The 14,206-nt window shown below is 49.3% G+C and carries 12 protein-coding genes; 10 read left to right on the top strand and 2 right to left on the bottom strand.

Going from position 1 to position 14,206, the window contains the following annotated elements; genetic code table 11:
- The first annotated feature begins 212 nt into the window (after positions 1-212).
- From ACWIZX_RS04485 to ACWIZX_RS04470, 4 genes are all read left to right on the top strand, one after another.
- On the top strand, positions 213-2,576 hold the full coding sequence (locus tag ACWIZX_RS04485) for an ATP-binding protein (protein WP_448334930.1): 2,364 nt from the start codon (positions 213-215) through the stop codon (positions 2,574-2,576).
- Positions 2,577-3,443, top strand: a complete 867-nt coding sequence (locus tag ACWIZX_RS04480) for a LysM peptidoglycan-binding domain-containing protein (protein WP_448334929.1) — start codon at positions 2,577-2,579, stop codon at positions 3,441-3,443.
- 10 nt (positions 3,444-3,453) lie between these two features.
- Positions 3,454-4,479 carry an LCP family protein gene (locus tag ACWIZX_RS04475; protein WP_322792223.1) on the top strand — a complete coding sequence of 342 codons (1,026 nt, stop codon included), beginning with the start codon at positions 3,454-3,456 and terminating at the stop codon, positions 4,477-4,479.
- 97 nt (positions 4,480-4,576) lie between these two features.
- Positions 4,577-5,488, top strand: a complete 912-nt coding sequence (locus ACWIZX_RS04470) for a tyrosine-type recombinase/integrase (protein ID WP_322792222.1) — start codon at positions 4,577-4,579, stop codon at positions 5,486-5,488.
- Here ACWIZX_RS04470 and tilS read toward each other — a convergent pair.
- Positions 5,485-6,885 (bottom strand): tRNA lysidine(34) synthetase TilS, encoded by a 1,401-nt coding sequence (gene tilS / locus ACWIZX_RS04465; RefSeq protein WP_322792221.1) that lies wholly within the window; start codon positions 6,883-6,885, stop codon positions 5,485-5,487. The genes ACWIZX_RS04470 and tilS overlap by 4 nt on opposite strands.
- A 165-nt stretch (positions 6,886-7,050) precedes the next feature.
- Between tilS and ACWIZX_RS04460 the strand changes: the two genes are divergently transcribed.
- Together ACWIZX_RS04460 and ACWIZX_RS04455 are read left to right on the top strand one after the other, a co-directional pair.
- Positions 7,051-8,202 (top strand): response regulator, encoded by a 1,152-nt coding sequence (locus ACWIZX_RS04460; protein ID WP_322792220.1) that lies wholly within the window; start codon positions 7,051-7,053, stop codon positions 8,200-8,202.
- Entirely contained in the window at positions 8,199-8,963 is a 765-nt protein-coding gene (locus tag ACWIZX_RS04455) for an SIR2 family NAD-dependent protein deacylase (protein ID WP_448334928.1), read from the top strand. The genes ACWIZX_RS04460 and ACWIZX_RS04455 overlap by 4 nt, the downstream gene beginning before the upstream one ends.
- A 6-nt stretch (positions 8,964-8,969) precedes the next feature.
- Here ACWIZX_RS04455 and mutL read toward each other — a convergent pair whose 3' ends face one another.
- Positions 8,970-10,706 carry a DNA mismatch repair endonuclease MutL gene (mutL, locus tag ACWIZX_RS04450; RefSeq protein WP_448334927.1) on the bottom strand — a complete coding sequence of 579 codons (1,737 nt, stop codon included), beginning with the start codon at positions 10,704-10,706 and terminating at the stop codon, positions 8,970-8,972.
- Positions 10,707-10,769: 63 nt separating this feature from the next.
- Here mutL and ACWIZX_RS04445 point away from each other — a divergent pair, with 63 nt between their 5' ends.
- From ACWIZX_RS04445 to ACWIZX_RS04430, 4 genes are all read left to right on the top strand, one after another.
- Positions 10,770-11,432 (top strand): pyrimidine 5'-nucleotidase, encoded by a 663-nt coding sequence (locus tag ACWIZX_RS04445; protein WP_448334926.1) that lies wholly within the window; start codon positions 10,770-10,772, stop codon positions 11,430-11,432.
- A complete protein-coding gene (locus ACWIZX_RS04440; protein ID WP_322792216.1) occupies positions 11,429-11,680 on the top strand; it encodes a hypothetical protein in 252 nt (83 codons plus the stop codon). The genes ACWIZX_RS04445 and ACWIZX_RS04440 overlap by 4 nt, the downstream gene beginning before the upstream one ends.
- Positions 11,681-11,749: 69 nt before the next feature.
- Complete coding sequence (locus tag ACWIZX_RS04435; RefSeq protein ID WP_448334925.1) at positions 11,750-13,018, top strand: S41 family peptidase; 1,269 nt, start codon at positions 11,750-11,752, stop codon at positions 13,016-13,018.
- A 127-nt stretch (positions 13,019-13,145) separates the two neighbouring features.
- Complete coding sequence (locus tag ACWIZX_RS04430) at positions 13,146-14,135, top strand: lysylphosphatidylglycerol synthase transmembrane domain-containing protein (protein WP_448334924.1); 990 nt, start codon at positions 13,146-13,148, stop codon at positions 14,133-14,135.
- The last annotated feature ends 71 nt before the right edge of the window (positions 14,136-14,206 follow it).

Here is a 14,206-nt window from a genome sequence, read left to right as displayed (position 1 = left end):
CTCCTGCGCCTCCCCCAATATCGCTTTGGCGATATTGGGGGAGGTGGGTGGGGGTTCGTTTTGCCACAATTCAAGTTTCGATACAAAGTTTTAGGATTGTCAAGGAACTTTAAGAAAGCCATATGCTTTCAGGTTGGGAATACAATTCCCCTCGAACATAAATTGTCCACCTCAATTGAGCATGCTATAATCTCTTCTGAATAAGCCGGCCTATGGATAATACCCTGATTACTCAAATTTTCAACTTACTCACTCAACCTCCGGGAAACCTGATTTACCATCTCATCCTGTTGTTTTCAATTCTTACCGGTTTACAAACCACAGCCATAATCCGTACGGGTAAAAATTCAGGGGTCGCCCGGCGATTAATCGGTGGATTTCTCATCCTGTTGTTGGGCCAGATGGTCCTTTTCTTAATCAGTGCATTGGTCTGGCAAAAACTCATTTCCAATCCGGCAATCCTCTTGCCATTAGATAAAGCGATAACCCTTCTTTCTTTGGCTGTTGTCAGCTGGATGTGGAATTTTTCAAAAGCCCTTCAAAAAGCAGATGCTGCTTTGATTGCGCTTTTTTTGTTCACCGCAATTCTCTTTTTCGTTGATCTTTCCCTCCAGGTCAATCCGCTCATTAATATCCCATTTCAATGGATCTGGACTCTGCCAAATCTGCTCATCGCCGGACTTTCACTCGTGTTTTTATTCGTTCGGAAGCAAAAGTTTTGGGAAATTGGCGCCTCGTTTTTCCTCATCGTGTTAGCCGGATCTGTTGCCAGCCTTTCCAACCTGCAAAACGAAAATGAGTTTTCAGCGACGATGCGGCTGGCATTGATGTGTGCTTTCCCTTTGCTGCCATCCCTGGCAAAAACATTATTACCGGCGCACATGCCCATTCAAGAGCAGCAGGAAGTCAAGGCAGAACCCCAATCCCCCCGATCCATACCAACCGATAGCCGAATCATTATGCCGTGGTTGCATTTGACCAATGCCAGAACATCATCGGAAATAATTACCCTGTTGACTACCGCGATTGGTAAAACTTTCTCATCGGATTTAACCTTTCTCGTCAGACAGGAAAACCCATACCGCCCAATACTTCTGGAAGCCGGCTATGACCTGATTCGGGACGAGCCCTTATCCCCAATTCAGATCGAAGGTGAACTTTGCCCGCTTATCACCAGTTCTCTACAAAAAGGCAAACCCCTTAAACTCATCGCCGAAAGCGAATCACCAGTACAAGACTTACTCTCTCTCACCAAAGCAGTGGGGTTGGCTTTACCGGGACATGTTCTTATGTCGCCTATCCCCGACTCTACAAATGGAAAACGGGCAATCCTGCTGTTCACCCCTTACTCAAAACGTGAATGGACGGTTGAAGAACAAGTCCTCCTGAACACCATCGCCGAAGAGCTTTCCGGTCTATTTTTGCAGTTTACTCAAAAAGAGAATCTGGAGTCCAGTGTCCAGGCTTTGCAGGAACAATTAAGACTTAATCAGGAGCAAATCAAAGCCTTAAAACAGGAACTGGCTGAAGCGCGTGTGCCTGCAGTAGAAACCCCAGGCTCATTGCCATCCATCAGCGATCCTGCACTGGAAATCGCCGGTTTGCTTGCCATTCAGCGCGAAGCGCAGGAAACCATTCAGCGATTGGAAAATGAAAATCGTACTCTGCGAGATGCATTGCGCGATCTCAAAGGCAAACCTGCTTCATCAACCGAAGTGGAACACCTCGAAAAGGAATTAAGACAGGCTCTTGAAGAAGTTGCGCGTTTGCAAAATGCCCTTGCCAATGCCAACATGCGGATTGTGGAAATGCAGTCCTCCGCTGGACAAAGCACAAATCTCAACATCAAAGATACCGAAGCCATACTATCCATCATTCAGGAACTGCGCCAGCCGGTTTCGTCCGTCATCGGCTATACAGATTTGTTAATCAATGAATCAACCGGCAGCCTGAGTGCCCAACAACGGAAATTCCTCGAAAGAATCCGATCTTCATCTGATCGTATGCAATCACTGCTGGACGATTTATTGCAAACATCCGTATTCAACATCAGCCCAATTGATCTGGCTCCTCAGCCGCTCGATGTTGAGACCCTGCTCGACCATGCCATCACCGATATGTCCGATTTGCTGCGCGAAAAAGAGATCAACTTACTGATGGAGCTTCCACCCGACTTACCAACCTTCTATGCCGACCGTGATGCGCTCCATCAGGTCTTGATCCACCTGCTCCAAAATGCCGGCAGCGCTACCCCACCCGAAGGTAATATTACCCTGAAAGTAAAAATGGAACAGGGTGAGAAAAATACCCTCTTCGTTCTCTTTCAAATTACCGACGAAGGGGGCGGCATTGCTGCGGATGAATTATCCCGCGTATTTTCCCGCCGCCTCAAGAACGATGCGCCACCCATACGAGGGGTTGGCGATTCTGGTGTAGGACTTGCGATAGCCAAAACCCTGGTCGAAGCACATGGCGGTCGCATATGGGTTGAAAGTGACGGAGAAAAGACCTCCACCTTCAGCATCTTGTTACCGGTTAAGACCCCTGCCTTCAGCACAAAAACATTGGTTTCCTAAATGGCTCAGGTATTTCGCGGCTTCATTCCGATTTTTGCTTCAATTGTCCTCGCTTTGATCGTGTTGGGAGCAATGATCGCCAGCCTTTCTGAGGGTCAGATTATTTTCCCACCTACGCCAACGTTTTACCCGACTCTGCCGCCACCTAACCTGACCCCCATCAGCCAGATCCAATCCCCCCCAGCCATTCCTTACACCAGCACTGCCTTGCCTCCCACACAAACCGCCTGTCCACCACCTGCTGGCTGGCAAGTCCATACGGTACAAGCGGGTGAAACCATTGGAGAGCTGGCACTCCAATACGGCATCCCTGTACAGGAATTACTGGCTGCCAACTGCTTATCCTCAGAGATCAGCATTGCAGGCGCACAACTCTTCATCCCTCCGATGAGCACCTCCACCCCTTCAATCATACCCACCCTTTCTCTGACCATTTCCCCTACCGCCACCCGATGCCTGCCACCCCGCGGATGGGTAAAATACACCGTCAAATTGGGAGATACATTGACCCGCTTGAGCGGCCTTTATCGAGTTTCGGTTTGGGAATTGAGACAGGCTAATTGTCTGGCAAGCGATTTTATTCGCGCCGGGCAACGTTTGTATGTTCCCAATGTCGCCACCAGCACCTTTACCGATGTTCCGGAACAACCCCAACCTACTCAGCCGATCCTGCCCTCAGCAACCTACACGCCGCTACCGACTTCGACCAACACCCTGCTGCCACCAACCCCGCAACCCAGCAGCCCCACCCCAAGCGGAACTTTTACCAACACCCCAACGTTAATACCTTCAGCAACGAATACTCCCGAGCCTTCGGTGACCAATTCGCCTGAGCCGACTATCACTGAAACTACTGTCACGCCTTAAGGAAATTTGAATGCGTAAAATTCTTTGGATATTGGTTTTTATATTTTTTATTTCTGCGGCATGCAACCTGCCGGTATCCAATTTTACTGGCGAGCCAAGTCCACGTGCTGTATCTCAGCGGATCGTGACCCTGGATCCGAATGCCCCGCCCACTCCCACACCCTTCATGCCGGTTGCCCCCACGCCCACACCTGAGGGGGAACAAATTGCAACCCCCGAAGTGCCCCCTTCGCCAGAACAGCAAGCCACTCCTCCCGTTCTTGTACAGCCAGAAGACACAATCAGCATCCTGATTCTGGGTTCGGATTGGCGTCCAAATGCCGGTTTTCGTACAGATGTGATCATTCTGACCATTGTCAATATCCGTACTGGCGCCGTCAGCATGGTATCTTTTCCGCGTGATTTGTATGTGGACATTCCGGGTGTTGGTCAGCAAAGGATTAATACTTCTCAACAATTTGGCGGTTTTGCACTCACCCAGGCCACTTTTCAGAATAATTTTGGGATCAAACCCGAGCATTATGTGATGACGAATTTTCAGGGGTTTGTAAACATCATTGACCGACTTGGTGGAATTGAAGTGGAAACCGCCAGAAACCTCACCGACACCTGTAAGCTGCCGCAGGCTGTGAATGGGTACTGTTCGGTTGGTCCAGGACGGGTCTACATGAATGGTGAAACAGCCTTATGGTACGTCCGTTCCCGATATAGCAGCAGCGATTTTGACCGAACCCGGCGCGCCCAGGAAGTCATGCTGGCGGTCTTTAAAAAGTTAATGAGCCTGGATGCCTTATCAAAAGCTCCGCAGTTATATCAGGAATTTCGCAGTAATGTTGAAACAGACATTCCTCTGGATCTGGCATTAAAACTGGCTGGCTTTGCACCCGGACTGGTTTCTAACCCCGAACGGATAAACCGTTTTGCCATCGGCCCGTCAGATGTTTGGCATTATACGACCGATACCGGCGCGCAGGTATTGATTCCCATTCAGGAACGCGTTCAGGCAATTCTGTACGAAGCCTATCAGGTCAAATAATACCAGTGGTCAGGAAAAAAGATTTGACTTTCCCTGATTTCTGTTGTACACTCATAAAATAATAGGCTATACGAAAAAACAAAGGGGATCGTGGACTATGTCTTCCGAATCTTCACCTGCCGTTCATATCACTTCTCAAACTCCCTTGCTGCCTGCCATCCGTTCGTGGGAAATTTATTTGCTTGATCAAGGAAAATCTCCTTACACAGTCAGAGCCTTCCAGAATGATTTGCAACTTCTGGCCGGATATCTACCACCCGACCGCGCTGTCGGTGCCATCAGCACCCGCGATTTGAACAATTTCCTCAACTGGCTGCAACAGGGACGAGGCGTTCCCTGCAGCCCCAAAAGTCTTGCCAGACGAATTACCTCCATCAAATCTTTCTTTCGTTGGTTACATCAGTCCGGGCGTATTCTGGTTGACCCGGCAGAAAAAGTGGTTCAGCAATCCGTTATCAGCCCTCTCCCAACTGTTTTGACCGATGAGGAAGTGGATAAAACGCTGGAAGTTGCGAACGCGTACCGCTCGGCAAAAAAACCGGATGCACGCCCGTACACCCTTTTGCTTTTACTGCTCTCTACCGGCATCAAAAAGGGAGAATGTCTGACGATTCAAACCAATCACATTGATTTAGAGGCACCGGGCGGCCCAATTTTATTTGTACGCTACGCCAGTCCACGCAACCGCTATAAAGAACGCAAGATTCCACTCCCCGTAGAATGGGTAGAAAGCTATCAGGAATATCTGGCACAATACCAGCCCAAGGATGTCATTTTCCCCTGGTCACCGCGCCGTCTTGAATACCTTCTGGAAGATATTGGAGAAGAAGCCGGTCTGCAAAAACATCTTTCCTTTGACATGTGTCGCTGGACCTGCGCCCTGCGCGATTGGAAGTCGGATATGAACCGTGAACACCTGCGCCAAAAATTGGGGATTTCCAAAATCCAGTGGCGTGAAATCAGCATGAAATTGAAGCAGCTCAGCGAGATGAACCCGGCAAGCAATTAAGAGCGCACAAGTATCAGGTGAAGCACTCGTTGAGTGTTTGAAGTAAGCCGGAATTGATTCGCAATTTGCATACCTGGCAGCCATACAACATCATCGCCGCTGTAAACCAGCGGGTATTGAGCACGGAGCAGGCGAGGAATTTTTCTTTCGGTTAGATAATCTGCAATCTTTACGCTGCCGCTCTCCATTCCCAAAGGGCGAAAGCGTTCTCCCCGCCTCCATCTCCTCACCTTCAACGGAAATTTTATATGATCTGCATCCAGCCACGCTTCGTATGGGTTCTCCTTCCAGCGGGCTGGCAGATTCGCAGCAGGAAAGATTTCTGCTTTGAGAAGCCATTCACCTCCCAGTGTGATCTCCCCCCCGCCATTGAGCGTAATTTCCTCGTTCGATGGAATAGATGGCAGGTGAGGATCGAAAATCTGCCCGGATTCCTCTTTTATGTAAATCCTGTCCTGAGAAAACACCATTTCAATCCCATCTCCCAGTTGAATCGTCCCCGTCCGGCGTCCGGAGCGAATTTCACTTGCCGCCAGATTCAACGCCTGCCAGTCCACATTTTCACTAGCAGGTTTAAGATGTTTGATCGCATCCCGCAAAACCGGGATGAGCAATTCTTCGGGTAAATCTGTGATGCGGCTGTAGGAAAAAGTCAGATATTCGCCGGGCTTGCGTTCCATGCAAACTTCATCGAGCGCCTTTTCGATAAGAGGTTTCACCAGGCGTAAATGATCGTTTACCACCCGGCTCATCGTCCATATTCTGACCTTGATTTGAGGGTTGTATCCCTGTAAGATAGGAATTAACTCATGCCGAATGCGATTACGGGTAAATTCAAGGCTTTGATTGGTGACATCCTGTAAGGGTTGAATTCCGTTTTCCCGACAATATTGCTCAATTTCCGTCCGCCAGAAACTCAATAAGGGTCGAATTAAAAAGATTGTGGAAGAAAACTCCTGTAAAGTGGTACGGTACTCCATCCCCCGTAAACCGTCCAGACCAGTCCCGCGAATCAGATGCATCAGTACGGTTTCAACCTGATCATCAGCTGTGTGACCGACTGCAACTGCTTGCGCCTGCATTCTCTCGGCAGTTTCGAATAAAAATCGGTATCGCGCCTGCCGTGCAGCCGCCTCCAGGGAGATATGAGAATTTTCCGCCAGACGACGCACATCTCCCTGACCTGAGATAAATCCTTTTGCTTGCCACAATTCCGCCAGTTGACGAACGGCAAGCAATTCGTTTTTTGATTCTGGGCGCAGTTGATGATCGAAGTAAACCACCCACACCGGCATCTTTAGCCGGCAAAACAGGTGCAACAGCGTCAAACTGTCTGCCCCTCCCGAAACGCCCACTACAAGCGGTTTATCCCCCAAAATGCCGCAACGTTCTCGCAAGTTTTGTCTGAATTCCTCAAGCACGCTCACATTATAGCATGTCGAATTCGCCCCTCCAATCTTTCAAAACCAAATCCGCAACCAAATTAAAACAATTAAACGGCTTGTATGGGATTTCAGATTGTGCTAGACTGATTTAAGTGTTATTTTTCAGTGAGGGCAGGCATGGCAGAAAAAATTTTGATCGTTGATGACGACCTGGAAACATTGCGTCTGGTAGGGTTAATGCTTCAGCGGCAGGGCTATCAGGTCATTTCCGCGCGGAATGGAAAAGAAGGCATGTCGCTGGCACTGAAAGAACTCCCAGACCTGATCGTACTGGATATCATGATGCCAGATGTTGACGGCTTTCAGGTTGCCAGAGATTTACGCGCCAATCCCGAAACAGCCGATATTCCCATCTTGATGTTCACCGCTAAATCTCAAGTGGATGATAAGGTTACCGGCTACGAAGCCGGCGCAGATGACTACCTGACCAAGCCCGTCCACCCGGCTGAATTGATCGCCCATATTAAGGCGCTGCTCAGCCGCACACGGGCAAGAGCCGGCCAGCAGGTTCAAAAAAGCGCAACCATGATCGGGGTACTGGCAGCCAAAGGCGGCATGGGAACATCCACACTTGCCCTCAATCTGGCTTTGGCATACTTCCAGCGCACCCGCAAAGAAATCATTGCCGCTGAGATTCGCGCAGGTCAGGGCACATGGGCTGGTGAATTGAACTTTCCCAATGCAGAGGGATTAAACAACCTGCTGAACATGCGCAGCGGCGAGGTAACCCGCACAGCAGTCGAAAAAGAACTGGTCAGAACCACATTTGGCATACGTCTGTTATTAGCCAATCACCGCATCAAAGACTTTGCATTGCTCCAAAATGCGGTTCCACAATTGGAGGCAATTCTTCATCATCTTTCAACGCTTGGTGATGTGGTATTTGTGGATATTGGCAATCCCTTTTTGCCCGGCTTTGAAAAAGTAATCTCTTATTGTGACGAAATGATTTTAATTGCCGAGCCTCAGCCGTATTCGCTGAAACGCACCAGCCAATTAATGGATGAATTAACCGAATACGGTTTTGGAAAATCTAAAATCCTCAACGTGGTGATTGTGAACCGCGTCCGGGCTGATTTGCAACTCTCCGCGCTCCAAATTCAGGAAATGCTGGGCAAGCCGATCACCCTGGTGATTCCCCCCGCGCCCGAACAATCTTATCATGCTGCACTGCGCAATGTCCCCATCATCCAGTTGCAACCGGATGGCATTCTCAGTCAACAGATCAATCGTTTGGCTGCCCTGTTTGCAGACCGATTGAATAAATGACCGCATTGACATTTAACCAGGCCGCTCAGCAGGCGGCAATGCACATCTCCGAATCAAAAAGGATGGTCGTACTGACCGGAGCGGGGATTTCAACCCCCTCGGGTATCCCTGATTTTCGCTCACCGAACACCGGTTTGTGGTCGCGGGATGACCCAATGGAGGTTGCTTCCCTGTCTGCCTTTCACAACCGCCCCGAAAGGTTTTTCAATTGGCTGCGTCCCTTGGCTCGTGAGATGATCAATGCACAACCTAATCCAGCACATCGTGCCCTGTCACAACTGGAACAAAAAGGGGTTCTAAAAGCCGTCATCACTCAAAACATTGATGGGTTGCACCAAAAGGCTGGTTCAAAAACGGTTCTTGAAGTGCATGGTTCCATGCAAGAACTGCATTGCCTTTCTTGCCGCCAAAATTTCCCGGTCGAAAATTATCTGGAATCTTTTATCCAAAAAGAAGAAATCCCGCGTTGTGTCAATTGCCGCGCCATTCTGAAGCCCAACATTGTTTTATTCGAGGAACTGCTTCCCATGAATATATGGCAGCAGGCTGAGGAACAGGCAACCCAGGCGGATTTATTCGTGGTGATTGGCAGCGCCCTGGAAGTGACTCCGGCTGCTCATCTGCCCCTTTATGCGCTGGAACAAGGCGCGCGCCTGATCATCAACACCTTCTCACCAACCTACCTTGACTCACGGGCAGATTTGTTACTACCTTTTGATGTTGCCGAAATTTGGCCTGAAATCGTCAATCTGCTGGGATAATTCACATCAACGGCTGCCACGCCGCCCGAATTGACGTTCCAACAAATCCACCGAAAGGTGAATCATCGTTGGACGCCCATGCGGGCAGGTTCGAGGGGACTGGCAGCGTTCTAAATCCCGAACCAGTGCAGCCTGTTCTTCCCCGGATAGAATTTGCCCCGCCTTGACCGCCGCCCGTTTGCATACCCGGGCAATCACCCGCGCTTCAATTTCGGTTTGAAGTGGTGTTTCATCCTCTTCAAAGTCCTCTACCAGCGCGCGCACAGCTGCTATAGGATCCATTCCACTTAAGATAGCAGGAATGCGCCTTACCCGAAAAGCATTCCCGCCAAAATATTCTACTTCGAATCCCCAACGATTGAGCACTTCCAATTGAGATTGTAAGACTGATGCAGCCTGAGGTGGTAAATCAAAGGTCTGGGGATGCAAAAGGGCTTGAGAGGGGATCTCCTTCCCGGCTTCCCGCATAAACTTTTCAAACAAAACACGTTCATGGGCAGCATGCTGATCAATCAGGTACAGTCCGTCCGGCCCTTCCGCCACCAGATAAGCTGCTCCCACCTGACCGATCACCCGCAGCAGCGGCAGGGAATCCGTCGGAAGGTGGACTGGCTGTTGGTTGATCTGACCGGCAGGTTCGCCTGGTTCGATTGCCGGTTGTGCCACATCCCCATCATGTGCCATCCCCCACGCAGGATCAACAACCGAATCAAATGTGCTACTTTGCCAGTTTGGGGTGTTCAATTGTGGCGCAGGAGAATATGCCAGCAGTGCCCGCTTGACCGCTCTTTGCACGGCGCGGAAAACCCGGTCTGCATCGCGGAAGCGAACTTCTGCTTTGGCAGGATGGACGTTTACATCCACCAGCTCAGGGGGTATCTCAACAAACAACATGGCAATCGGGTAACGGCCAACCATCAACAAAGTGTGATAGGCCTGAATTAAAGCCGTCGAAAGACCGGCATCCTGAACCCAGCGCCCATTGACAAAAAAGGTGATTTCCCTGCGGTTCGAACGACTGACTCCCACCGGACTGATGAAACCTGCAATGTGGATGTCTTCGTCCTCCAGTTCCACTTCCAGCATTTGTTTTGCCAGATCGCTGCCATAGACCTGAGCCAGCACTTCACGGCGGTTGTTTCTTCCGTGGCTGTGCAAGACTTCTTTGTCATCCTGAACAAGCCGGAATCGAACCTGCGGATAAGCCAGCGTATAGCGAGAAACCAATTGAACGATTTGATTTTTTTCGGTCAGGTCGCTTTTCAGGAATTTGAGACGGGCCGGCACGTTGAAGAACAGGTTTTCAACCCGCACCAGCGTTCCTACGGGAATGCCAACCGACTCGCTGGCGATCAGTTTTCCTCCCTCAACCACAATTTTCTTTCCAATTTCCGCATTTTTCTCCCGCGAGATCAAGGTCAAACGCGAAACCGAGGCAATGGACGCCAGCGCTTCCCCGCGAAAACCAAGTGTTTCAATCCGAAACAAATCCTCGGCGCTGTTCAACTTGCTGGTAGCATGACGGGCAACCGCCAGCCTCAACTCCTCTGCAGGAATGCCGCAGCCATCATCACTGACCTCTACAAGGTCTTTACCTGCATTGACGACGCGAAGTTCGATGCGTTGCGACCCCGCATCCAGAGAGTTTTCCATCAGCTCTTTGACCACCGAGGCCGGTCTTTCAACCACCTCCCCGGCAGCGATTTGAGAAGCAACTTCATCCGCTAAAATCCGAATCGGCAACCTGTACTCCCTTTACATGCTCTTTTCAGATATCTATCTAATGGATTATACTCAAAAATAATCATGAAACCTGAATTGCTGATTTTTGATTTGGATGATACTCTCTACCCTCCTGAAGCGGGTTTGTGGCACGCAATTGGCGAGCGCATCAACCAGTATATTCAACAACGGCTTGGTTTATCTCTTGCAGACGCCATCGTCCTGCGTGATCAAATGTTTCACCAATACGGCACCACACTGCGCGGTCTGGAATTGCTTTATGGCATTCCTGCGCAGGAATACCTTGCCTTTGTTCATGATGTCCCGGTAAGCCAATTCCTTAAACCCGATCCTGAGTTGCGAAAAATTCTTCACACGCTCCCTTTTCGTAAAATTATCTTCACCAATGGTGACCGCGCCCACGCCAATCGGGTGATTAATGCCCTTCAGCTGGATGGTTGCTTTGATGAAATCATTGATGTTTTGGATATTACGCCCTATTGCAAACCCATGCCTCAAGCCTTCCAGCTGGCTTTAAAAAAAAGCCGGGTTCACGACATCAGCCGGTGTGTTCTGTTTGAAGATTCTCACCGTAATCTATCCACTGCCAGATCTCTGGGGATATTCACCGTTCAGGTCGGTAGAAATGGCTCGCCATCCAAGGCTCATCTTCAAATTCAAACCATCCATGAACTTACCTCTCTTTTCACGCCGAATTTCTGCATTTCAATGACAAGGAAGAAATGAACGATATTCCAATTGCGGGTTGGATAGCTCTTGGCATTATTGCCATATTACTGCTAGTCACAAACTTAAGCCTGATTTCCCTGCTCCGCAGGAAAGGATCAAATCAATCCGACGCTTCGATCCTTTCTGAAACAATGAAAACGCTTAATAATCCCTGGGAAAAGGAAGATCGTCCTTTGCGAGAATTATCCGAGCAGGTAGCCAGGTTAAAAGAGTTAAACCAAAATAAAGATAGTACAGAGGAATAAATTTTCATTTTCACTTAACCCCCATGTGATAACTTAACCTGTGTCAAACCACTTAATGGAGTATTGATAATGAATTCAAAAGTGATTCGAACTCTACTGGCTTTGCTCGTCTTGGGCATTTTGATGGGAGTCAGTTTCAGCATCGGCCTGGCGGCTGGAATCAGCCTCCCTTCCACCGTCAGCCTGCCCAATATTCCCCTTCTTTCCAACAACCCACCCGCAGGTATGCCATCTGCCACCCAACAATCCATAGACCGGGAAACGCTGTTTAGCCCCTTCTGGCAGGCATGGGATCTGGTTCACGAAAATTATGTGGATCAACCCGTAGACGACCAATTATTGATGCAAGGCGCTATCCGCGGCATGTTAGAAGCGCTGGGCGACCCCTACAGCGGATACTTAACCAACGACGAATATCAACAGGCCAACGCCCCCCTGCGAGGTGAATACGAAGGCATTGGCGCCTGGGTAGATACCAGCGGAAAATACCTCACCATTATCAGCCCGATGGAAGGCTCACCTGCCGAAAAAGCCGGATTGAAAGCCGGCGATCAAATCATTGCCGTTGACGGTGAAGACGTTACCTCGCTCGATCCTCAGCTGGTCTTGCGCCGGGTTCTTGGCCCGGCTGGCACAACCGTTCGGCTAACCATCTTGCGGGAAGGGGAAGAGAAACCCTTTGAGGTCAGCATTGTCCGTCAGAAAATTACGCTGGAAACCGTAAGCGGTAAAATGCTGGACAATAACATCGCTTATATCAAGATTACCCAGTTTGGTGAAAGAACGGACCGCGATTTACGCACCAAACTGCGTGAATTGTTAAGGAACAACCCCACCGGTATCATTCTCGATTTACGAAATAACCCTGGTGGATATCTGAATACAGCCATAAACATTACCTCCCAATTCATCGGGAATGGGGTAATCATGCTTGAACAATATGGCAATGGCGAAAAAGTAACCTATCAAGCCCGCCCGGGCGGCCTGGCAACCGACATCCCACTGGTGGTCCTGGTCAACGAAGGTTCAGCATCCGCCTCCGAAATTACCGCCGGCGCCATCCAAGATCGCGGGAGAGGGTTGCTGGTCGGAACGAAAACCTTTGGAAAAGGTACTGTGCAAACCTGGCGGCAATTGAGAGATGATGCCGGCGCAGTGAAGATCACGATTGCCCGCTGGCTCACTCCCAATGAGCGCCAAATCAACGGTGAGGGTTTGATGCCCGACGTCATCGTGGAGCTGACGGAAGACGATCAAAAAGCCAACCGCGATCCGCAGCTCGATAAAGCGATTGAATTATTACTCAACAAACAAGCGCCCAGCCAAACCAGCAAGTAGTCAATTTTCCTTAAGCCTTGCAGAGCAGGTTTGAAAAGCACCCCCGGCAGAACACATCGGGGGTGCTTTTTTGGTTTTATTCCAGTAATTTTTCCTGCGTTCGATTTTTCTCGTTTATAATCAATCCGTGAAAAAATTGATCATCGCCGTTGTGGTTTTACTCGGCATCCTTTTCATCATCAGCCGTTTCACCGAGTTACAGGAAGTCCTGCTTGTTCTGCAAAAAGGCAACTGGCTCTGGCTCGGAGCGGCTTTTGTCGTGTTATTTGGATGGATTTTGGTAACAGCCGCTACCTTTCAAACTCTTTTTTCGCTGGTGGGAGTGAACAAATCCCTGCTGCAAGTTTTACGTTTATTTCTTGCGGTGAACTTCATCAATCTTGTTGCACCGAGTGCCGGCATGAGCGGCATGGTCGTATTTTACTCGGATGCCCAGAAAAACGGCCATTCCACTGCACGGATTATGGTTGGCAGCGCGTTATTCCTCATCTTTGACTATTGCGGCTTACTGACGATTATATTCTTTGGTTTGATCATCCTGGCTTTTTATCAGGTTTTGTGGGCTTTTGAAATCTTTGCCTTTATCCTTTTTTTCTTGTTTGTTACCGCAATGATTTCGGTGGTTTATCTGGCATCCCGCTCCGAAGAACGTCTAAGCCGCCTCTTGCTGAAAATCACCCGCTTTCTCAACCATGCGACGGGTATTCTCTTCAAAAAAAAGGCAATCAGTGAAGATAGAGTCATTCGTTTTGCTGCTGAAATCAGCGAAGGAGTTAAAGCCATTCAAAATCTCCGCCATGGGTGGGTACGCCCGGCCAGTCTAACCATCCTCAACAAATTGCTGCTGGTAAGCATTTTAGGAATGATGTTTCTGGCCTTTGGTACACCTGTGACAGCGGGACAGCTGATCGCCGGTTTTTCGATCGCCTATCTGTTCGTTATTATCTCTCCTACACCTGCCGGGATCGGCATCGTGGAAGGGCTGCTCACTTTTGCGCTGAATTCTCTGGCTGTGCCCATTGAAGCCGCGGCGGTTATCACCCTTGCCTTTAGAGGCTATACTTTCTGGCTGCCATTTTTATTGGGTATGATTTCTTTTCGAAGTCTGCAGTCGTGACAAATGAGAATTCGCACTGAATAAGAGACTATTTCTTGAACACTCGCTTCTTTAATTGACAGTTCCAACTG

It is taken from the genome of Bellilinea sp. (assembly GCF_053501535.1).
The sequence above is the reverse complement of the archived record's forward strand: the minus strand, read 5'-3'. Positions and strand labels throughout refer to the sequence as shown.